The organism is Clostridium coskatii, from assembly GCF_001675205.1.
Taxonomy (GTDB): Bacteria; Bacillota; Clostridia; order Clostridiales; family Clostridiaceae; genus Clostridium_B; species Clostridium_B ljungdahlii.
In genome coordinates, this window is the sequence record NZ_LROR01000049.1 from 34892 (window position 1) to 57516 (window position 22625).

Sequence of the window (22625 nt, forward strand, 5' to 3'; positions counted from 1 at the left end):
AGTTTATTATTGATAAAATATTTTTTATATAGTTGGAGGAATATAAATGGTTAAGGATAAAAATTTAATGGTAAATAAGATTAATGAGCTAATTAGTTTTATAGAAGAAAATAATATATTATATGAAATTGAAAGTACAGTAAATTTAATTGATACCAATAATGTAGTAAATATTGAAAAAATGTTTAAGTATATACTAAGTGAATCTTTCAAAAATAATAAGATAATGTATGAATATCTTATAGAAATGTTTGAAAGTGAAGAAGATATTGACATAGATAAAATTGAAAATTTGGATATGTATAAAAAACTTAAATTTATAAAGAAAATTTATGAATTTAAGAATAATAGTATTCAACATAGAAGAGGCCCTTTTGAAATAAAACAAAGTAGTATAGGGTATAATCATTCTAAACCAGATGAAATAATATTAACAATTAGAAGAGGGGATGATCAAAAACTTAGTTTAGAACTAAATACAGAATCATTAATAAGATTTATCAGTAGTTTATCGCAACCATTATTATATAACATGAACATGGATGATATTAAATTAGATTCTGATTCAATTGAAGAATATTTAAAAGTAAGCAAAGGTATTATAGAACGTATTTCAGGACATTTAAAAAAGGAATCTCATAAAGAAGAAGAGATAGCTTGCTCAAAAGAGGAGAATTAAATTGAATATATTTAGTAGTCCTATATTTTTAAGCTTAATATCTGGATTTATAGGTTCTATTATAGGTTCTATAATAACTTCGACAGTAAGTTATAAATCAATAAAAAAAGAAAAGCAATATTTGATTGATATTAAAATGATATCGGATAGAATACTAAGTCCGTTATTAAGTTTATATAATGAACTACAATTGAGGCAAAATATATATTCTAACTTAATACCAGAAAAAGTGTATGATAAAATTGATAGTATTATGGAAAAAAATCTTTGCTGGATATTATGTTCAAATTCTAAAATAAAAGAGTGTTTATTTCACATAAAAGAGTACAGCTTATCAAGAAATGAAGAGTTACTAATGAAAGAAATGAAAGTATTGTGGGAAAAAGCAAATGATAGTTTAAAAAAATATAGGATCAATTAATTGCTAAGAGGGTATTTCTATGGTGACAAATATTAACAATTATGAAAGTAATTATGGCATGCAAAAAAAAATAACAACGTATGAATGTAATAGTTTTGGTAAAAAAGGGTTAGAAATAATGAACAGGAGCATAGAAGATTTTCAAGGAATTATTACTGATGTAACAGAAAAGATAAAAAAAATAGAAAGCAAGTATAAGAAGGCTTATGAAGATGATGTTGAATTTTATCCTGTAAAAAAGGCAATAATTAAAGGTAAATCAATTATTACGAATTATCAATTATTATATTTTGAAGATTCTAAAGAAAATAATCTAAAAATTTCCATTTGTGTGGAATATGCCCAGTTCAATGATGAATATAATTTAATAAAAGATAAGTTAATTTGAGGTGAATTTTATGAATACAGTAATTGTAGATCTAACCCCTAATAGACATTTTTGCAATTTGAAGATAAAGTGTATTTCTGAGCATCTTAATGGTATTGGGCTAAATGAAGTTAAAGACAATGAAAATAAGTTAAATGAATATGTTGATAAATCTAAAAGTGAAAAGCTAGTTATATCTGAGAATGGTGAACTCTCACTTGAATTTGTAGATTATGAAGTTAGTGAGAAGTTTATTGAATCTATGATAGAAAAATGCAAAATAGTTTTAAGAAGTTTGGAACCTGATTATAAAAGTAAATTAAGTGATGATACATTTTATATATATTGGCCAGATGATATAGAAATAACTAGTATTAAAGAAATACATGACATAAGTGATGATTATATTATAAAAACGTATGAAATATTAGATAATGTATATAGTTCAATTGTACAAAAAAAATATCTGATTTAAGTTAAAACTTAAAATGGTCTCTACTAATAGAAATTTTTAGTTTCAAAACAAATGTTCAAATTACAATAATGTATATATGCTAAGTCGGAAAATTTAAATAATAGGTAGCCTACTACAAAAGCCACCTGTTATTTTTTTGTATTTTAGTAATAATAATATATGAGCTGTAGTAGCTGTATAATTAAATTATATTACTAAGTACACTAACATTGATTACACAAGTTGTATGAAAGATATGAATATGTAAAAATAAAATATATACGTTATAGTATTTATATATTTGTGGTATAATATTAGTAATAAGAGGGTGGATTATGAATTTAGTCTGCTTAGTAAAATTGTATATAATGGTTAAATAATAGATAGAGTTTGAGGAAGCCTATCTATTATTTTTTTTGGAATTATTTATGTTTACTTTAGTATTTGATGATATTTCATCAGGTCTTAAAGTAATTTTATTTTCAATTTTTATATCCGAATTTTTGTTAGATAATGCTACTATAACAATAGCAGTTATTGAAAACAAACTAAAGAATAACAATAAGTATCCTTCTGACATAAACTGCATCACCTCTTCTTTATACGCAGACATTATTAACCATAATCCACCCACAAATAAAGAAGAGGTACCTATACAATTTTTCTTATTACGTTTTAAATTATATCATATACTTTAATTACTGAAAACTTGCAAAAGGAAAATCCCACTTGTGTAGGTGGATAACGAAATGATATGTACCTTTTATATTGCGTATATAGCCATTTTAAGAGCAATTTATAATTAGAAATGGAATTATACCTATAAGTAATTTGATGCTAACTATATAAGCTGTGTGGAAGATGCAATATATAAAATTATGTGTTATAAGATAAAATTTATAGATTTAAAGTTGTAGTTATAAAATAAATATATTTTTATAAACCATTGGTACCACAGTGATTGCATATATAGATAATTGTCCCCATATTGTCCCCAAAGTTTTAAATGAACATAAAAAATAGTACTTTTAAATAATATATAATAACACCTAAACCATTGGAATTAAAGCAATGTAAAAAACACTAAAAAGTTATAAATTTTAAAAATCGAACCAGCGTGCCGGGGGTTCGACTCCTCTCTGACGCACCATAATCCATTCCAAACACTGACTTTCAGTGTTTTTTATTTTATCTAAAATTATAATTTCACCTCCAAAGTTTTGGACGAAGTATTTTAATATAAGGTTGAAATAAAGAGTGATACTTTGTAATAAAGTTTGTTCAAAATGTATTTGTATTTCCACGTAAAAAATTATAAATCTTAGTTCTATGTTTAGTATTACATAAATTACACATACTAATGGAGAAATCAATGTATTAACTATAGAATGGAGGTTTGAAAATGAGAAAACTTGCTGAAGGAGAAATACTTTCATTAACAGGACTATTGAAGCTTGAGAGTGATGGGTTAGCAGTTTCACGAGCAATGCAATCACTTATAAAAGATGATGAATTAAAAAAGCAAGCAAAATCAGGTATATTGGCAGCTGAAGGTAGAATTAAAGGGTTGGAGCAATTTATTAATGAAAATGATGTTACAAGGAAATAAAGGAGGTAAAATTATATGGCAAGTATTTTAAACAACATAGTTAAAAATACTACTGATATAAATGACGAAGTTATATCAGGAAGTATGCTTTCTTCTGCTAAAGGTGCAGCAGATGCTTATTTGAATGCAACAATGACAAGTACAACACCAGAATTAAGAGCACTTTACGCATCTAGTCTTAATCAAGTAGTTGGTGGTCACTCAGCGCTTACTGAGTTGGTTATAAACAGAGGTTGGAATAATCCTTATGATTCACCTACTGAACAACTTTCAGATGTTGTAAATAAGGCTGAAACAACAGTTGAATAGATTAAAAAGAGTCTTAAAGAGTCATTTATATTGACTCTTTATTTTTTCGTGTCTAGAATACCACAGGCTTCATCCAACATCTTAAATTTAAAAACTTTTTAGAGAAAATAAATAGCTGTTATTCAACAGGGTTTGTTGCTATGAAATACAACTGCATAAATATCTGTATAGAATATTTTATGGGATATAAGTATAAAATATAGAGCAAGCGGATAGAGGTAATTTTATAATATGATTAGGAGGTAATTGTTTTATTCCTTCCGGCAGGTACGTTAATGTTTTGGGAAGCATGGATTTATTGGTTAGAATTTTCTATAATTACATTTTTTATTGCTGCCTATTTTTTAAAGAAAAGTCCGGAACTTTTATCAAGACGGATGAAGTATAGAGAAAAAGATACTACGAAAAAAACTCCAGCCATATTTAATTTGTTTTTTGTTGGTTATATTATTCCTGGAATTGATTTCCGATTTCATTGGTCAAGCGTGCCTGTTTGGATTGTAATTATATCAAATATTATTGTTTTATTAGGTTATATTTTTATTATCTTTGTTTTTAATCAAAACAGCTATGCCTCTACTATTATACAGGTCGAAAAAGAACAGCAGGTTATAACAACAGGACCATACTCTATAGTTCGCAATCCAATGTATTTAGGGATGTTATTAATGTTATTAATTACTCCTCTTGCGCTTGGTTCTTATTGGGCAGTACTACCTTTTCTTCTTTCTGTGCCAATGAATATATTCAGGATAAAAAATGAGGAAGAAGTGCTTTTACGAGATCTTCCAGGGTATAAAGAATATTGTATAAAGACTCCTTATCGTTTGATTCCGTTAATTTGGTAAAAAGGTTTCGAAAACAAAAAATGAGGGACATGCATTCTTCTTATTATGTGATATAAAAATGATTACTTATATAAAATTAGTTGACTAAGTCAACTAATTTATTTATACTTATATTTACAAGTATAAATAAATTAGATTGGGGTGGTTTTATGAAACATAGAAACTTAAATACAATATCAGAAGTAAGAAATTTTAGCCGCTTTTATACAAATATATTGGGACTTTTAAATCAAGATATATTAGATAGCTCATATTCATTAACGGAAGCTCGTATACTTTTTGAGATTAATAAAACTAAAGAATGTACTGCCAATATTTTAATTGATAAATTAGATATCGATAAGGGATATTTAAGCAGAATTTTAAATCGGTTTAAATCTGATGAACTAATCATTAAAGAAAAATGTTCCAGTGATGGACGTTTGAATTTTCTTAAACTAACGGAAAACGGCAAGAATATTCTATCAAGTCTTTCAAAAAAATCTGATAATCAAATCTCTAAACTAATAGATCATTTAGATGAGAATGAAAAAGAAAATTTGGTTAATTCAATGAGATATATTATAAAATCGCTATCTTATAGTAAAGAAGTTTTTAATATTAGAACATATAGAGTAAGTGATATAGAATATATTATTGAAAAACATAGAGAGTTATATAAAAATGAGTTTGGATTTTCTAATATATTTGGAGATTATGTTAAGAAATATTTAATCGAATTTCATAGAAAGTATAATTCAGACTTAGAAAATATATGGATTGCAGAACAAAATAATAAACCTGTAGGTGTAATAGCCATAGCTGCAGACAAAACTGATCCTTCATTAGCACAGCTTAGATGGTTTTTAGTTGAACCTAATATGAGAAATAGCGGATTAGGACATATTCTTTTAGATACTGCAATTAATTTTTGTAAAGACAAGAATTATAAACATATATTTTTATGGACTGCTGATGTACTTAAAACAGCTCGTTATCTTTATGGAAATTATGGATTTAAATTGACCGAATCAATGGATAATACTACATGGACAAATCATTTGGTTAAAGAAGAACGCTGGGATTTATATATATAATTAAAATCTAACATTAAAAATTGAGTAATTTACTGAAACACCGTAAAATCTTTTAAAGTAATATGATGTTTCAGCAAATTCATTTAAATAGCATTATTAGTGCTAATAATGCTTAATTCAAATTAACAGCATCAATTTGTTCTTTTGCTTTTAATAATAATTCAATTGCCAGTTTGTTTTTCTCCTCAGTAGCTCGGAAAGTTGGAATACTTATGCTGATAGCTGCGGTTGTTTTTCCTTTTGAGGTCAGGGGAACAGCGTAGCAGCGTAAAAATTCTGTTACTTCCTCAACTTCTGTTGCAACATGAGTTTCTCTAATCTTTTTTAATTCCTCTTCTAAAACAGAAAAATCCGTTATAGTATTTTTGGTAATGGGTTTTAAGCCATCAGGATAAAGTGTTTTTATTTCTTCAATATTGTATTCGCTTAATAGGGCTTTTCCTAATGCTGTACAATAAGCGGGTATTCGTTTCCCTACATATGAAATAAGTCGAATATCAATATCTTTTATAGGATCTTCTTTTAATATATAAAGTACATTGTACCCATCAAGAATGCCCATTTGACAGGTTTCATTGATATTACTGACAATGTTCTTCATTATTTTTTGTATAAAATCTAACATGTTTTTATTTCGTGAATAGGATGCTCCGATACAAAAAGTGGAAATTCCTATTGAGTATTTTAGAGAGCTTTTTTCAAGAGAAAGAAAATTACGTTCTAACATTGTCTGGATAATAGGATAAAGAGTGCTTTTTGGTACATCAATTGCTTCAGAAATCTCTGTTAATGTTAAGCCTTTAGGCTTGACTGACAAAAGATTTAATATATTTAACACTCTTTCCGTTGGTTTATGTGCCATATTTACAACCACCATTCAAATTTTTATAAAACTTTGTTATACAATAACAATTATAAATGCCTTATTAGTAATATTCAATCTCCATTTACACATATAAAAATAAATATTTCTATAAAAGCACTTCAATTAAAATATCAAGAAAAATGTATCTATTTTTTTTAATTCTACAATAATGTCCAAATATTACCTTGACATGACAAAAAATTGTGATATTATTTAACTATAACATTCGTATAAGCAAATAAGGTTTGTATATACGGAAACATGGAAAAAGGAATAATCTCATAAGTCATTAAGTCATCACTAAAAATTTTAAATTATTACTTAAGTATAGATAAAAGCTTTAACTATTTTTATAAATTATTAAGTAGTTAAGTTAACTATTTGAAATACATGTAAACAATTACAAATTAGGCTTTGTATTTAGTCTAATTGTTACTAAGGGGGAAAACATATATGAAAAAAGCTAGATTTATAACACCAGTTGTTACTGCATTTGATACTAATGGAAACTTAGATATCCAGGCAAATAAAAATATTTATGACTATCTCATAAGCGCAGGAATAGACGGCCTGCTTATTATGGGAAGTTCAGGTGAGTTCTATGCTATGTCTACTGAACAAAGGAAGGAATTAATTGATCTTGCTGTTTCCTATGTAAATAAAAGGACAAAACTTATTATCGGGACAGGCTGCATGACAATAGAAGATACAATTGAACTTTCCAATTATGCTATTGATGCTGGAGCAGATGATATTATAATCATCAGTCCATATTACTTTAGTCTAACGGATGAAAGTTTGGAATATTACTATGGAAAAGTAGCAGAATCTGTAAAAGGTAATATTTATTTATATAATTACCCTGACAGAACAGGACATGATTTATCGCCGGAATTAACACTTAATTTACTGAGAAAGCACAGCAACATTGTTGGTTATAAAGATACAGTATCTGAAATGGGACATACTAGAAAATTAATTCAAACAGTACAGAATGAGTTCCCTGATTTTGAGGTGTTTTCAGGGTTTGATGAAAACTTTGTACGTAATATTCTTTCTGGTGGCAGCGGATGTATTAGCGCACTTTCCAATCTTTATCCAGAGATTTTTGTAGATTGGGTAAAAGCAGTTAATGAGAAAAATATGGATAAAGCAGCTGAAATTCAAAATTGTGTTGATAAGTTAGCAGCTTTATATGAAATCAGTAAATGCTTTATTCCAATTGTAAAAAAAGCCATGATGTTAAAAGGTTTGGATATTAAAGACTACTGCAAAACTCCTCTTCTGCAGGCCGATGAAAAACAAACCAATTCAATTAAAAAGCTTATGAAAGAGATTGATCATATAATCCCAAAATAATCTACTGCAATTTTTAAAGGTTAATCTACAAAAATATTTTTAAATTATAGAGAGGAATGGTTATTATGTCATTAAAATCAATTTATGGTGAAGAAGACTCGTCTTTATATGAAATTAATACTCACGCAGAAGGACCAAAAGGTTCACTTCCACTTACCCCGCAATTGCTAAAAGATTCACCCAGTGGAAACATATTTGGAATGACTTTAAATGCTGGTATGGGATGGGAACCATCTAAACTCCTGGGCGGTGACGTGTTGATACTTAGTAATCAAGGAGGAATTCGTGATAATGATGGTACTCCAATTGCTGTAGGGTTACATACAGGACACTTTGAATTAGGATTACAAATGAGAGCAGCAGCTGAAGAAATAAAGAAACTTGGAGGCGTTCCTTATGCTGCATATGTAACAGATCCATGTGATGGTCGTAGTCAGGGTACAACTGGAATGTTTGATTCACTACCTTATCGTAATGATTCGGCAATAGTATGCCGCCGTTTAATTCGTTCACTGCCAACACGTCGTGCGGTAATGGGAGTAGCTTCATGCGACAAAGGACTGCCTGCCATGATGATGGCACTAGTATCTATGCATGATTTGCCAACTATTATTGTTCCTGGCGGTGCAACACTTAAAGCTATAGATGGAGAGGATGCAGGAACTATTCAAACTATTGGAGTCAGATTTGCAAATAATGAACTTTCATTAGAAGATGCTTGCCGACGTGGATGTAATGCTTGTGCTTCTGCTGGTGGAGGATGTCAGTTCTTGGGCACAGCTGGTACTTCTCAAGTTATTGCTGAAGCACTTGGAATAGCATTGCCCCATTCTGCTTTAGCACCTTCTGGTCAGCCAATATGGAAAGAAATCGCTAGACAGTCAGCTAAAGCAGTTTTAGATATGGCAGACAATGGAATAGCCACAAAGAATATTATTACAGATAAAGCAATTGAGAATGCTATGGTAGTTCACGCTGCTTTTGGGGGATCAACAAACTTGCTTCTTCACCTCCCAGCAATTGCACATGCTGCTAACTGCAAAATTCCTACTGTGGAAGATTGGGCAAGAATTAATAAGAAAGTGCCTCGTTTAGTGAGTGTTCTTCCTATGGGACCAGTTAATTATCCAACAGTAAGTGCATTCTTAGCAGGTGGAGTTCCTGAAGTTATGCTTCATTTGAGAAAACTTGGTCTGCTGCATGAAGATGTTCTTACTGTTACAGGAGAAACACTTGGAGATAACCTTGATTGGTGGGAAAAATCCGAAAGACGTGCTGAGTGCAGAAAACGTCTGCTTGAAGTGGATAAAATTAATCCTGATGAAATTATCATGAACCCAAGCCAGGCAAAAGAAAGAGGATTAACATCAACAGTAACTTTTCCTGTAGGAAACATTGCCCCTGAAGGTTCAGTAGTAAAATCAACGGCTATTGATCCATCAGTTATAGGTGATGATGGAGTATTTAGACATACTGGAAAAGTTAAAGTCTTCACATCTGAAAAGGCAGCTATTAAAGCACTTAAAGATGCGGGAAAGATCAAGGCTGGTGACATAATGATTGTGATGGGCGGAGGCCCAATGGGAACTGGGATGGAAGAAACATATCAGTTAACTTCTGCTTTAAAACATTTATCTTTTGGTAAACATGTTTCTCTAATCACAGATGCACGTTTTTCTGGTGTTTCTACAGGTGCTTGTTTTGGACATGTAGGTCCTGAAGCATTAGCAGGAGGTCCTATCGGAAAATTAAGAGATGAAGATGTTATTGAAATAATAGTTGATACTAATAAACTTGAGGGATCAATTAATTTCATTGGAACTGAAGATAACAAGCTTTCTTATGAAGAAGCAGCTAAAGTATTAGAATCACGTAAGCCTCATCCAGATCTTAAACCTGATGCAGATCTTCCAGATGATACAAGATTGTGGGCAGCACTTCAATCTGTCAGCGGTGGAACCTGGAGAGGAAGCGTATATGATGTAGATAAAATTATTGAGGTTATTGAAGCTGGTAAGAAAGCGTTAACTAAAAAGTAATCATGGTTTTATGTTTAAAAACTAAATAGGTTAGGGGGAATATATTATGCCATTATTAATGGTAGGATTAGGGGTATTGTTCTTAATTATATTAATTTCTAAATTTAAATTAAACACATTTCTTTCACTGCTGATTGTTTCATTTGCTGTAGCTTTGGGGTTAGGGATACCACTTGGTAAAATTGTTTCAAGCATTGAAAACGGTATGGGTGGAACGCTTGGCCATATAGCTTTAATATTTGGTCTTGGTGCCATGCTTGGTAGATTAGTTGCTGATTCAGGCGGAGCACATCGTATTGCCATGACTTTAATTAACAAGTTTGGTGTAAAACGAATTCAGTGGGCTGTTGTAGTTGCTTCATTTGTTGTTGGTATAGCAATGTTCTTTGAAGTAGGATTAGTTTTATTAATTCCAATTGTATTTTCTATTGCAAGAGAATTAAAAATTCCTCCAATATATTTAGGCATTCCTATGCTTGCTGCTTTATTAGTAACACACAGCTTTCTACCTCCACATCCAGGACCAACAGTAATAGCTGGAGCATATGGAGCAGACATTGGAACAGTTTTATTATATGGTATTATTGTAGCAATACCATGTGTTATTATGGCAGGACCAGTATTCACTAAAGTTGCTAAAAAAATTATACCAAGTGCTTTTGAAAAAACCGGAAATATTGAATCTTTAGGCGAACAAAAAACATTTAAAATAGAAGAAACACCTGGTTTTGGAATTAGTTTATTAACAGCAATGTTTCCTGTTATTTTGATGATGATTTCCACAATAATTTCAATGATACAAAAAACAGCAGGAATTAAAGGAAATTCGTTTTTTACTGTTGTTAACTTTATTGGTAATCCAGATACTGCAATGCTTATATCTTTAATAGTTGCAGTATATACAATGGGAATAGGAAGAAAAATTCCAATTAAACAGGTGGGAGCTTCCTGCTCAGCTGCAGCTGCATCAATTGGGATGATGATTTTAATTATTGGCGGCGGTGGCGCTTTTAAACAAGTACTTATTGATGGAGGCGTTGGTAAATATATAGCTACATTATTTAGCGGAAGTTCTATATCGCCTATACTACTTGCATGGGTAGTTGCAGCAATCTTACGTATTTCATTAGGGTCTGCAACTGTAGCGGCTTTATCAACATCAGGTTTAGTTATTCCAATGCTTGCTAGCTGTGGCCATGTTAATTTGGCTTTAGTAACACTTGCGACCGGATGTGGAAGTGCAATAGCCTCTCATGTAAACGATGCAGGATTCTGGATGGTTAAAGAATACTTTGGTTTCAGTATGAAGGAAACATTTTCAACCTGGACTTTGCTGTCAACCATTTTATCAGTAACAGGATTAATATGTATTTTGATATTGAATATGTTTGTTTGATATTAAGTAGAATCTGAATAACTATTTTATTTAGTAATGTCTAATGTTATTAACTTAATAAAACTGAATACTAATAACACAAAACCCTTGAAATCTAAATGCTGTGATTCCAAGGGTTTTATATTTAATCACGTTTTGAACACCTAGAGCATATTATAATTTCGTAAGACTATGAAAGAAAGGAACAATATGTATAATAATTATAGAAAGTATCCATGTTATGATTGCATTAATACGCAAATGCATAATGCTTATCCGTGTCCTTTGTATGACCCGGATTATTTGAGGCGATTTAATGATCCCTATATTCCTTTTGATGATGAAATTAAATATGATTCAAGATTTGAATCTTCACAATTAGCTAGGAGTAATGGATCAATTCAATTGAAGGATTATGGACCACAGCCCTTTGTAGTTGATATTAATAAGGCAGCTAAGCAAAATAATACTTTTCGTACTGCTTTATGGACAGGAAAACATTTGCAAGTTACATTAATGAGCATCAATGTTGGTGATGATATTGGTTTGGAAATTCATCCAAATGTTGACCAATTTATACGTATTGAAGAAGGTCAGGGGCTTGTTAAAATGGGAAAAAGCAAATACAATTTGAATTTTCAGAGAAAAGTATACGATGACTTTGCAATAATGATACCTGCTGGTACATGGCACAATGTTATCAATACAGGTGATAAGGCACTTAAAGTATATTCTATTTATGCACCTCCTCAGCATCCGCGAAATACAGTTCATGTTACTAAAGCAGATGCACAAGCTGCTGAAAAAGATTAGTACTAATTACGTAAAAAAGTAAACAATTATTTTAACACTGTATTATTCAAAAGAATTTTACAGTGTTTTTTATGTTTGTATTTTAAATATATCCTTGAATATGGTATAAAGGATAAATAAGCAAAAGTATGTTTCATGTCATAAGACAAAGTAAAGCACAAAAACACAGGAGTATATTCTATAGTTCTTATATAATGATTTTAAAAGGAGATGAGATCTTTGGAGACAATTAAGCTGCTAAATAATACACTTGAATATATTGAAAACAATCTAGATATGGAACTTAATATAGAAGATATATCAAAGGTTGCATGTTCATCACGATATCACTTTCAACGTATGTTTTATGCATTAACAGGGGTCACTGTAAGCCAATATATAAGAAATCGCAGGCTAACTCTTGCTGCAGAAGAATTAGCTTCAACAGATAAAAAAGTTATTGATGTGGCATTAAAATATGGTTATGAGAGTCCAGAAGCGTTTACTAAAGCATTTCAAAGGCTTCATGGAATATCCCCATCATCTTTAAAAAAGTTTAATGGGAAAATTAAAGCCTTTCCAAAAATCTCGTTTCAAATATCAATAAAAGGAGAATGTGAAATGATTTATAGAATAGTAGAAAAGGAAGCTTTTAAAGTTTTTGGAATAGGTTTTATGACAACTAAAGTTAATGATGTCGCTTATAGAGAAATACCGAAATTCATAAGTAAGATTTTTGAAGATGGAACACATGACAGAATTAATGAAATACTAGGTAATCCTAAAGGTACCTTATTGGATGGATTTCATTATGACTTTAAAGAAGATGGTACAAGAAAATATATGATGGGATATGAAATACCTAAAACCGATATGTCAGAAGAATTTACCATACTTGAGATACCTAAACTTACATGGGCAGTATTTGAGGGTCATGGAACTACGCCAGATAACTTGATTATACAGGATATATGGAGACGTATATATTCTGAATGGTTTCCTTCTTCTGGATTTGAACAAGTGGAAGGTCCATGTATTGAAAAAAACCTTTGGAATGATAAAAATCAGGGGGAATATAAGTGTGAAGTATGGATTCCTGTAAAAAGAAAATGTATTAATTCATAAACTTCTTTTATATATTTTCTAAATTTGTAACATACAAAAGCGGATAAATTTAACTATCCGCTTTGTATAAAACTATTTGTTTAATATAAAATTATTGATAGCATAGGCTATTCCAGATTCATTATTGGACTTAGTTACATATTTTGCCTTCATCTTAATAGCTTCTACAGCATTTCCCATAGCTATAGGCATTCCAGCACATTCAAACATCTCAAGGTCATTATAATTGTCACCAAATACAATAACCTTGTCTAAATCCATTCGGAATTTTTTAGATAAAATCTTTAATGCACTGCCTTTACAAATATTCGACGCCATTATATCTAGTAGACAATCAAGCGAACTAACGGCAGTAAGGCTTTTATATTTCGAAAAATAATCCTTTAATAATTTTACACCTTCAGTATCAGAAATCAATAAAACTTTAAATACGTCCGCTTTTTCTAGATATTCAACTGTAGAATTATCTATGTATTCTATTGGTATCTGCAAGCTAGGAGGTACAGATTTATTTATATTTTCATAGTTCTCTACCTTATAATTTTTCTTACTGGAATATACCATATTATTAGTATAAACTAGAAAACCAATATCATTTTTAAAACAATATAATATTATTTCTTTTACTATATTTTTATCTATTGTTTTTGAATAAACAATTTCTCCTGTCGTTATATTCTTAATGAGTCCTCCATTACAACATATTATATTTCCTTCTAAATTTAATTGTTTTATAAAGGACTTCATTAAAAGATCTATTCTTCCAGAAGCAATAATCACTTCTACTCCGTTTTTTTGAAGCTTTTTTAAAGCCGCTTCATTTTCTTCTGATATAACTTCCTTGGAATTGAGAAGTGTTCCATCCATGTCGCATACACACCATTTATATTTAAGCATAATTAGTTTCTCCTTAAATGTTTAAATATCAGCTAAAAATTTTCATATACTTACTTACAATATCTTCAACGAAATTTATCTCCATCAAGGATATATCAGATAAATGATAGTTTTTACCGTCATTTAATGCTTGTTTTATTTTTTCTACAGTATACATTGATATTTCAGTATTAACATTTACTTTACATATTCCGTTTGCTATACAATCTCTTAATTTTTCTTCAGGTGTACCTGAACCTCCATGAAGTACAAATGGAATGTTTACTTTTTCTTTTATCTTTTTTAAGATATCTATCCTTATATTTGGAACACCTTTATACATTCCATGTACTGTTCCTATAGATACTGCAAGTGCATCAATTTCCGTTCTTATTACAAAATCCTGTGCTTTGGCAGGATTTGTATAAATTTCTTCATCATCTAGTTTTCCTTCATGAGAATTTAATCCTGATGCTAAAGAACCTAACTCAGCTTCTACGGATACATTACATGCATGAGCTACTTCAACTACTTTTAAAGTATTTGTAATATTTTCTTCATAGGGTAATGCTGAACCATCATACATTACTGAAGTAAATCCTGCCCTTATAGACCTATATATGTTTTCTAAACTTTTACAGTGGTCCAAATGTAAGGCAAAAGGTACATCAATATTTTTTGACAAGATGTTCACTAGGTTATATACAGAATGAACATCCATATTTTTTAAATACTTCTCACCAAAAGCAATTACAGCGGGTGTTTTTTGATTTTTTATAGCTTGGATTACACCTTTTATAGTTTCATAGTTATATACATTAAATGAACCGACAGCATACTTTTTTAACCTTGCATCTTCAAGGAGCGGTTTCATATTAACTAACATATTTTCTCTCCTAATTCTATTTAACTTATTTATTTAAAATTTCAACTGCTTCTTTTAAAGTTGTCTTAGTTCCTACGTTCCCTGGAAATATAACATATGATATACCAGGAAATTTACTCTCAGCTCCTGTAGTCCAAACAGGTATTCCTGGTTTTATCTGTCCGGCTACGGTTGCTCTTTTTACTTTAAGACCTTTTGTTCCTACGTCGCTTGATGTAATTCCACCTTTAGCGACAATATAATTAGGCCTTACATTTAATTTTTTCACAATACTTGTTACTGCATCTGAAATTTTAACAGAAAGTTTTAACTCTTCTTCTTTTTTATTTTCACCAAGGTCTATCCTCTTTCTTGAAGTGTAAACTGCTGCAGTTTTACCAGATGCAATAAGTTTTTCAGTTTTTTCAATAATTCTTTGTACTTCTGCCTTAAACTTTTCAGAATCTAAAACAAGATGACAGTTAAATTCAATAAATTCTATGAATGGGCATTTCTCTAATTCTTCCAGCTGTTCAGTAGTTTTTTTAACATGAGAACCAACTATTATTAATCCTCCATTTTTAGAATCTACTTTAATAAGTTCATCTCTGGTTAGTAAGTTTTTGTTACTTACGCCACCTAGTACTTTGGTTAAAGCAGCTGCACTTCTGTACATGAAGTTTTTGCCTGACTTTATTGCCTTTACTAAAGCTGTGGCAAATATTTTAACATCTATATAATCTACAGCATTCACTACTACTTTATTGAAATTCTTCACATCAAGCAATTGTTTTGTAATACCTTCTATATTTAAAGCCCTAATATCCTCAAGTGATATGTAAGTTGTATCTTTTGCTTTAAAAGCGCCCTTTGTTTTTTCTTCAATATATTCGCCTAAATGAGATTTTGTATATCCAAAAGTTCTGTCTTTTGCAAATTCAGTTTCACCAGCTGGTATTAAGTATTCACCATCTTGAACATAATGAACATTGCCAATGGTGAAACGACCTCCTTCTTTAAAAAATGGCATTAATACTTCTCCATCAAATTTAACATCAGAATTTGCTTCTACAGTTTGTTTTAAAATTTCTGTTTCAAGAGGATAGTGTCCTCTAAGGGTTGAATCTGATCTGCTAATTATAATATAATCTTTATTAAGTTTTTTAGCCATTTTTGCAATATTTAAAGATATTTCCTTATGTGCTTTTTCCGTTTCAGCTGCAGTAAAACCTCTTGAATTTGTTAAGATAAAAAACATGGGATTTTTTTCTTTAAAGCCACTTTCAATGCTGTCTAACGACCAATCAGTGTAAACTGAAATATCATGAACAGTTTGTACACCTGTTGGATCATCATCAAGTACTACTATTTTTTTATTTAAATTTTTCAATTCTTTATTAAGCATTTTATCTACAATTTCCGTACTTACTTCAGGTATATTATTAAAAGCTTCTTTAGCTAATAGTTTATTATCACTCATAATCTCAGCTCCTTTTAACTTGAACATTTGCGATTTTTTCATAAAACTGAACTATACCGCCATGATCATCATTTTCTTTCCCATCTGCTTTAAGAGCATGGAATATTTCTAATAATTCGCCTGTTAAAGGAAGTGGAACATCTATATCATGTGCAGTTTCCATGACATTAGTTATATCTTTAAGATTGATAGAAATTTTTCCACCTGGTATGAAGTTCCTATCAAGTATTCTTGGAACTTTTTGATCTAATACAGCACTTCCAGCAAGTCCACCTCGTATAGCGTTATACATTTTTTCAACATCAATACCTGCTTTTGCAGCAAAAACTAGTGCTTCACTCATTGCAGCAATGTTTAAGTTTACCATAATTTGATTAGCTAATTTTGCAGTACAGCCACAGCCATTGTCGCCAACTAATGTAATTGTCTTTCCCATATCATGAAGTACATCTTTAACTTTATCAAAAACTTCTTCACTTCCACCTACCATTATTGCAAGGGTGCCATCTATAGCTCCTGTTTCTCCTCCACTTACTGGAGCATCTAACATTTCAATATCCTTTTTATTAACTTTACATGCAATTTTCTTTGAAACTACTGGTGATATTGAACTCATATCAATTATAACTGAACCTTTTTTTGCACTTTCAATTACACCATTTTCACCTAAAACAACCTCTTCTACGTGTTTTGAATTTGGAAGCATTGTAAAAATTATATCTTTATTTTCTGCTGTTTCTTTTGGAGATTTGGCACCAATTGCGCCTTCATGTACTAACTTCTGAGCAGCACTTTCGTTTATATCGTATACAGTTACCTTATGGCCTGCCTTCATAAGATTTAATACCATAGGTCTTCCCATTATTCCAAGTCCTATAAATCCAACATTTTTTCCCATATTTTTTCCCTCCAATTTAAATAATAATTGATCTATAAATATATTTTGTTTTTAATGAAACGTTTACTTAAAACTAAGAAATATAGTTTATAAATTTGATGGTAAAAACAATTAAATTTATAAACATGATAGTATTTTTTCTACTTTTATATTAATCATAGTAGTAATTTTACTACTATGATTAATATACTACCTCAAAATTTTTATGTCAATAATAGTTAAGTTTTTATCAAATTTTAGGGTGCAATTTAGCAATAAAAAAACTTATTTTACAATAATTAAAGTTAATTATTGTAAAATAAGTTTTTCGTTTAAGTTTTGTTTTTTGCCACAGCAACTCTTGATTTGTTTATACTATCTATACATTTTTGGCCAACACGTAAAACTGCTGATACATACAAAATATCAATTATTACAAGCTGATTTATTCTGGATATCATAGCATCTGAACGATACTCTGTTTCACGAGAAGAGCTCAATAATAGTATGTCTGATTTTTTAGCTAAAGCTGAATGCGGATAACTAGTTATAGAAGCAATTGTAGCATTATTTTCTTTAGCAAAATCAACAGCATCTTTTATTTCACGGCTTTCTCCAGAATGTGATATGGCAACTATTAAGTCTTCTTTATGGCAGTGAGAAGCTATCATGTTCATAATATGTGGGTCGTTACAAAATTTCACGTTAAAACCAAGTTGGAGAAATTTATGATATGCATCTCCAGCAATCATATTTGAGGCACCTACACCAAAAAAAATAATTTCTTTAGCCTTAATGATGGTATCAATAAATAAATTAACCTGCTGTTTATCCACGATGTTATTTAAATCATTTATGGAATCAGTTGTTAAATCTATGACTTTTCTCTTGACTGTATTTATATCATCATCCGGTTGTATTTCTCCATATATAGATTTTGTTGAATTATCTGAAATTTGCTGAGCTACTTTAATTCTAAAAACCTGATACGATTCGTAGCCGATTTTTTTTAAAAATCTAAATATAGTTGGCTCACTAGTATTGCACTCACTTGCAAGATCGCTAATTGAATATAAAATAACCTTTTCAGGATTTGAAAGGATATAATCCGCAATATTTTTTTGAGTAGGAGATAAATTATTATAATTAGTTCTTATTAAAGAAAAAACATCTTTTTCTATTATAATCACCTCACCCTCTTATTAAATAGTATTTTATTCACATTTGCTATAGTAACTCAAATTTTAATATAATACAATACTTCCTAATTTTATAATGTCCATTATAAAATTAGGAAGTATTGTAAATTAAAGGCCTACAAATAAAATAATCCTTAGTAAGTAAATTTGGTTCCTATAGTCTCTCCCATAAGTATTTTGGTTTCATACCCTAGATTTGATTGTTTTAGCAAATCTTTATCTATAGTTACTTTGTTCTGCTCAAAAAATAATATAACTGTAGATCCACCGAACTTAAAATAACCTTTTTCATCACCTTTTTTAATAGTTCTTTCAGGCAAATAGGTTTGAATTATAGAACCTACACAGGTAGCACCTACTTCTATATAGAGTACATCACCGAAGTTGTCTGAATGAAATATGCTCCACTCTCTTTTGTTTTTACAAAAAAGATTAGCAATATTTTTTAAGGCAATTGGATTTACAGAATAGTAATTACCTTTAATTTTATGTGTAGATTCACATATACCGGAATCTATAAAATGAAATCTATGGTAATCTGTAGGGCAAAGTCTTAATATTAAACAGGTACCATTTTTAAATTTTGCAGCTATTTTGGGATCATCTATTAAATCAAAAAGACTATATGTATATCCTTTAATCTGAACGATTTTGTTTAAATCTATATTTTCATATACTATTAATCTTCCATCTCCGGGAGATATTAATATATTTTTGTTGCTATCAATAGGTCTTGCAGTATCTTTGAGAGATCTTGAAAAAAAGTCATTAAAACATCTAAAATTCTTATAGTTTTCTCTAAATTCATTTATATCTATATTAAAATCTTTTATAAATTGACTAATTTTCTTTTTGCTGTATTTACTATTGCAAAAGTTCCCATATAATTTGGAAAAAACTTTTTTCTTAATTATGAGCTCTAATAATTTCATTCCACAAGGGGAAGAATAAGTCCAATTTAAATAAGTGCCTCCTGCTACTTTTTCTATTTCATATTTTTTACTTTTTCTATTAAAATATTTAATCATTTTTTCCTACCTTAAAACATTTTATTTACAGCTTATTTTAACACTATAATGTTAATATAGAAATAATTTTTGTAAAAATAATGTATTAAAAACTATTGAGTTATTTTAACAACAAAAGTATAATGTAAATGAATATAATTGTACTGACCAGTCAGCCGTTATATAATAAAAATCTGGAGTGGTATTAATGAGTAATACTAAAAGAACCATTTTTGAATCTGCTATAAAAGTCTTTTCCAAGAATGGATACAGTGGTGCTACTATGGATGCTATAGCAGCAGATGCAGGAGTAGCAAAGGGAACATTATACTATCATTTTAAAAGTAAAGAAGAGATATTTAAATATATTATAGAAGAGGGCATGAATGTAATAAGAAAAAGCATAGAAGAGGAATCCCAAAATGAAACAAACCCTTTAAACAGAATAAAAATTGTATGTAAAGTTCAGTGGGGATTAGTTTATGAAAACAGGGATTTCTTTAAGGTAGTTATGAGCCAACTTTGGGGCCAAGAAGTAAGACAATTGGAATTAAGGGAATATATAAGAAAATACATAGTATATATACAATCTTACTTAGATGATGCTATGGAGAAGGGATACATAAAAACATGTAATTCTTTATTTTTAGCATATGATTTATTTGGGACAATTTGTTCTGTTGCTATTTATGAATTGATAAATGAAAAAAACAAAGATTTAAATGAAATGATAGATAATCTTATGTACAGAATTTTAAATGGAATAAAAGGAGAGATCCTAAGTTGAATCTCTCTTTAAAGTTTTCCAGATTTAATTATTGAAATTATTAGAGTAATGCCGATTACTATAAAAAATAAAAAGTTTATAACATGCAGTAAAGGTACAGCATGTATTTTTGGACCTGTATTTGAATTTAAAATTAAGGAAGAACTTATAATCATAGAACATAATATAAGTGAGATAGAAAGTCTATTTACCATTTTATTTAATTGATTTAATGAATCATCTATTTTATTAAATTTTAGTTGAATTTTAGCTCTTCCATTTAATATGCTGTCTATTAATTCTACAGTTTTCATAGGAAGTTTGAAAAAATTTTTTGTGAAGTTACCAGAATCTATAAGTATATTTTCTAGATCAAAGTTTTTCAAAAAATAAAATTCATTATTGTTTTTCACAAAGGGTATTGCTATATCTAAAATTTCTATGTCAGGAGCTATTTCAGCTACTAAGCCTTCTACTATAATTAAGCTTTTTACTAATAATATTAAATCCCTAGGTAAAGTGATATTATTGTTTTTTGCACATTTAAAGATTTCTGTTATAAGTACGGAAATTTTTATGTTTTTGAGAGAAGTGAACAGATAATTTGACAGAAACAGTTCTACATCTTCATACAATTTATTTCTATCAGTTAATTCCTTTTTTATACCTATGGACATAATTACAGATACAAGCTTATCCGTGTCTTTATATGCAATGGACATAATTGCATCGTTTAAAAGTAATTTTAATCTAGGAGAAATGGAACCCATTATTCCAAAATCAATAAAACATATTTTGTTATCTTGTATCAATAAATTACCTGGATGAGGATCTGCATGAAAGAACCCATCTGTGAAAACTTGTTTAAAAAAACATAAGGCTAATTTTTTGCCTAAGTCCTGTAAGGAGTACTCCTCTTTTTCTAGTTTTTCTATATTATTTATTTTAAATCCATAAATTTTTTCCATGGTAAGTACTTTGCTTCCGCATAAATCTTTTATTATATAGGGAACATAACAAAATTTTACGTTTTTGTTTAGTTCTTTAAATCTTATCATGTTGTCTGCTTCGAGGTTGAAATCCAGCTCTTTTCTAGTGGAAGAGAGCAGTTCTTTTAAAGCTTCTTCTGGATCTATTAGTGCATCTTTAAATTTGTTTTTAGTAAGTTTCATGATTTTATACAATATGGATATATCTGTTTCCATTTTTTGTTTTATATCAGGTCTCTGCACTTTTACAATGACTTTTTCTCCATTTTTTAAAGTTGCATTATGTACTTGTGCAATTGATCCAGAGGCTATAGGATTTCTTTCAAAATATAAAAAGCATTCATTTATATTTTTATTAAATTCATTGAAAAATACTATATCTATATCTTCATACTTCTCTGGAAGTACATCATCTTGGAGCTTTGAAAGTTCTTTAATGTAGGATGAAGGCAATATGTCTGGCCTTGAACTAAGTATTTGGCCTATTTTTATAAAGGTAGGTCCAAGTTCCTCAAAAGCTTTTCTTAGGTTTTCAGGAGATTTATTCTTATTGGAGGTTTTAGTTTCTATTAAGAATTTAAAACCATACTTAGCTAGTACCTTCATTATTTCCTTAAATCTTTGCGAATATATTTTTCTCATAAGTTAGCTCAAATGACTAAAGCCTGAAATGGCCTTAGTCATTATTGTTTATTTTATTTTCAAGTTTAGTTAATCTATCATTTATTGATGCGATATCTTCTTTGGAAGCAAAGTTCATGTTATTTAATATAGATATAACTTCATTTTTGGTTAATGGCTTTATTTGATCTTTTTTAGCTAAAGCATTTTTCTTTAATTCTTCGGATAATTGTTTTCCCTCATCTACTGTTATTTTCCCTTTCTCCACCATTTCGGAAATTAGATTTACTGCTTTTTCATAGGTATATGCAGCTGAACCTACCCCAGCTAAGAATAAACTCTTTAATTCATTAATCATATTTTTCCTCCCTTATAATTAGGTTATAATCACTAATATATTTAATTTTTCAATTATTAACTAAAAAAAATTGACAATTATTATAAACTATAATAAAATAGTTAAGTAGCGATTATATATATGCGCTCGTAGCTCAGTAGGATAGAGCAGCGGTTTCCTAAACCGCGTGCCGGAGGTTCGACTCCTCTCGGGCGCACCATAAGTCTTGTAAATATTATATTTGCAGGACGTTTATTTTATGAGGATTTCCATTGTTTTTTATAGTATAT

24 protein-coding genes and 1 tRNA gene are annotated in these 22625 nt (G+C 29.6%); 15 read left to right on the plus strand and 10 right to left on the minus strand.

Annotated features, from left to right (window positions below; translation table 11 throughout):
• Nucleotides 1–46: 46 nt before the first annotated feature.
• The 4 genes from CLCOS_RS10365 to CLCOS_RS10380 are packed head-to-tail and all read left to right on the plus strand — an operon-like array spanning nt 47 to nt 1942.
• Entirely contained in the window at nt 47–679 is a 633-nt protein-coding gene (locus CLCOS_RS10365) for a hypothetical protein (protein WP_063601825.1), read from the plus strand.
• Between the two features lies 1 nt (nt 680).
• Complete coding sequence (locus CLCOS_RS10370) at nt 681–1100, plus strand: hypothetical protein (RefSeq protein WP_063601826.1); 420 nt, start codon at nt 681–683, stop codon at nt 1098–1100.
• A 19-nt stretch (nt 1101–1119) separates the two neighbouring features.
• Nucleotides 1120–1488: a hypothetical protein gene (locus CLCOS_RS10375; RefSeq protein ID WP_063601827.1), complete on the plus strand. Its 369-nt coding sequence runs from the start codon at nt 1120–1122 to the stop codon at nt 1486–1488.
• A gap of 10 nt (nt 1489–1498) precedes the next feature.
• Nucleotides 1499–1942, plus strand: a complete 444-nt coding sequence (locus CLCOS_RS10380; RefSeq protein ID WP_063601828.1) for a hypothetical protein — start codon at nt 1499–1501, stop codon at nt 1940–1942.
• 379 nt (nt 1943–2321) lie between these two features.
• Here CLCOS_RS10380 and CLCOS_RS10385 read toward each other — a convergent pair whose 3' ends face one another.
• Nucleotides 2322–2555: a hypothetical protein gene (locus CLCOS_RS10385; RefSeq protein ID WP_242872332.1), complete on the minus strand. Its 234-nt coding sequence runs from the start codon at nt 2553–2555 to the stop codon at nt 2322–2324.
• A gap of 768 nt (nt 2556–3323) precedes the next feature.
• Here CLCOS_RS10385 and CLCOS_RS10390 point away from each other — a divergent pair.
• The 4 genes from CLCOS_RS10390 (at nt 3324) to CLCOS_RS10405 (ending at nt 5763) form a co-directional block, all read left to right on the plus strand.
• On the plus strand, nt 3324–3530 hold the full coding sequence (locus tag CLCOS_RS10390) for a hypothetical protein (protein ID WP_013236762.1): 207 nt from the start codon (nt 3324–3326) through the stop codon (nt 3528–3530).
• Between the two features lie 15 nt (nt 3531–3545).
• Nucleotides 3546–3839: a spore coat protein gene (locus CLCOS_RS10395; RefSeq protein WP_063601829.1), complete on the plus strand. Its 294-nt coding sequence runs from the start codon at nt 3546–3548 to the stop codon at nt 3837–3839.
• 275 nt (nt 3840–4114) lie between these two features.
• Entirely contained in the window at nt 4115–4687 is a 573-nt protein-coding gene (locus CLCOS_RS10400; RefSeq protein WP_242866965.1) for a methyltransferase family protein, read from the plus strand.
• A gap of 149 nt (nt 4688–4836) precedes the next feature.
• The gene (locus CLCOS_RS10405) at nt 4837–5763 is read left to right on the plus strand and encodes a bifunctional helix-turn-helix transcriptional regulator/GNAT family N-acetyltransferase (protein ID WP_063601831.1); all 927 of its coding nucleotides are present in this window, start codon (nt 4837–4839) and stop codon (nt 5761–5763) included.
• A gap of 112 nt (nt 5764–5875) precedes the next feature.
• Here the strand turns inward: CLCOS_RS10405 and CLCOS_RS10410 are convergent, their stop codons facing one another.
• Complete coding sequence (locus CLCOS_RS10410) at nt 5876–6625, minus strand: IclR family transcriptional regulator (RefSeq protein ID WP_063601832.1); 750 nt, start codon at nt 6623–6625, stop codon at nt 5876–5878.
• A 456-nt stretch (nt 6626–7081) separates the two neighbouring features.
• Between CLCOS_RS10410 and CLCOS_RS10415 the strand changes: the two genes are divergently transcribed.
• From CLCOS_RS10415 to CLCOS_RS10435, 5 genes are all read left to right on the plus strand, one after another.
• Nucleotides 7082–7987, plus strand: coding sequence for a dihydrodipicolinate synthase family protein (locus CLCOS_RS10415; protein WP_063601833.1), 906 nt, complete (start codon nt 7082–7084; stop codon nt 7985–7987).
• Between the two features lie 65 nt (nt 7988–8052).
• A complete protein-coding gene (locus CLCOS_RS10420) occupies nt 8053–10026 on the plus strand; it encodes a YjhG/YagF family D-xylonate dehydratase (protein WP_063601834.1) in 1974 nt (657 codons plus the stop codon).
• A 46-nt stretch (nt 10027–10072) separates the two neighbouring features.
• Entirely contained in the window at nt 10073–11422 is a 1350-nt protein-coding gene (locus CLCOS_RS10425) for a GntP family permease (protein WP_063601835.1), read from the plus strand.
• A 189-nt stretch (nt 11423–11611) separates the two neighbouring features.
• Nucleotides 11612–12214, plus strand: coding sequence for a cupin domain-containing protein (locus CLCOS_RS10430; RefSeq protein WP_063601836.1), 603 nt, complete (start codon nt 11612–11614; stop codon nt 12212–12214).
• 210 nt (nt 12215–12424) lie between these two features.
• Complete coding sequence (locus CLCOS_RS10435) at nt 12425–13318, plus strand: AraC family transcriptional regulator (RefSeq protein ID WP_242866967.1); 894 nt, start codon at nt 12425–12427, stop codon at nt 13316–13318.
• 72 nt (nt 13319–13390) lie between these two features.
• Here the strand turns inward: CLCOS_RS10435 and CLCOS_RS10440 are convergent, their stop codons facing one another.
• From CLCOS_RS10440 to CLCOS_RS10465, 6 genes are all read right to left on the minus strand, one after another.
• Complete coding sequence (locus tag CLCOS_RS10440) at nt 13391–14215, minus strand: Cof-type HAD-IIB family hydrolase (RefSeq protein WP_063601838.1); 825 nt, start codon at nt 14213–14215, stop codon at nt 13391–13393.
• Nucleotides 14216–14243: 28 nt separating this feature from the next.
• Complete coding sequence (locus CLCOS_RS10445) at nt 14244–15080, minus strand: class II fructose-bisphosphate aldolase (RefSeq protein ID WP_063601839.1); 837 nt, start codon at nt 15078–15080, stop codon at nt 14244–14246.
• 25 nt (nt 15081–15105) lie between these two features.
• A complete protein-coding gene (locus CLCOS_RS10450) occupies nt 15106–16539 on the minus strand; it encodes a four-carbon acid sugar kinase family protein (RefSeq protein WP_063601840.1) in 1434 nt (477 codons plus the stop codon).
• Between the two features lie 4 nt (nt 16540–16543).
• Nucleotides 16544–17437: a 2-hydroxy-3-oxopropionate reductase gene (gene garR / locus CLCOS_RS10455; RefSeq protein ID WP_063601841.1), complete on the minus strand. Its 894-nt coding sequence runs from the start codon at nt 17435–17437 to the stop codon at nt 16544–16546.
• 311 nt (nt 17438–17748) lie between these two features.
• Nucleotides 17749–18606: a MurR/RpiR family transcriptional regulator gene (locus tag CLCOS_RS10460; protein ID WP_023162512.1), complete on the minus strand. Its 858-nt coding sequence runs from the start codon at nt 18604–18606 to the stop codon at nt 17749–17751.
• 143 nt (nt 18607–18749) lie between these two features.
• A complete protein-coding gene (locus CLCOS_RS10465; RefSeq protein ID WP_063601842.1) occupies nt 18750–19643 on the minus strand; it encodes a phosphatidylserine decarboxylase in 894 nt (297 codons plus the stop codon).
• Between the two features lie 187 nt (nt 19644–19830).
• Between CLCOS_RS10465 and CLCOS_RS10470 the strand changes: the two genes are divergently transcribed.
• Nucleotides 19831–20409, plus strand: coding sequence for a TetR/AcrR family transcriptional regulator (locus tag CLCOS_RS10470; RefSeq protein WP_013236777.1), 579 nt, complete (start codon nt 19831–19833; stop codon nt 20407–20409).
• Between the two features lie 8 nt (nt 20410–20417).
• Here the strand turns inward: CLCOS_RS10470 and CLCOS_RS10475 are convergent, their stop codons facing one another.
• Both CLCOS_RS10475 and CLCOS_RS10480 read right to left on the minus strand, forming a co-directional pair.
• Nucleotides 20418–21983 carry an ABC1 kinase family protein gene (locus CLCOS_RS10475; protein ID WP_430392612.1) on the minus strand — a complete coding sequence of 522 codons (1566 nt, stop codon included), beginning with the start codon at nt 21981–21983 and terminating at the stop codon, nt 20418–20420.
• Nucleotides 21984–22053: 70 nt separating this feature from the next.
• Nucleotides 22054–22356 (minus strand): phasin family protein, encoded by a 303-nt coding sequence (locus CLCOS_RS10480; protein ID WP_063601844.1) that lies wholly within the window; start codon nt 22354–22356, stop codon nt 22054–22056.
• A 122-nt stretch (nt 22357–22478) separates the two neighbouring features.
• Between CLCOS_RS10480 and CLCOS_RS10485 the strand changes: the two genes are divergently transcribed.
• Nucleotides 22479–22555 (plus strand) — tRNA-Arg (locus tag CLCOS_RS10485).
• Nucleotides 22556–22625: the final 70 nt, after the last annotated feature.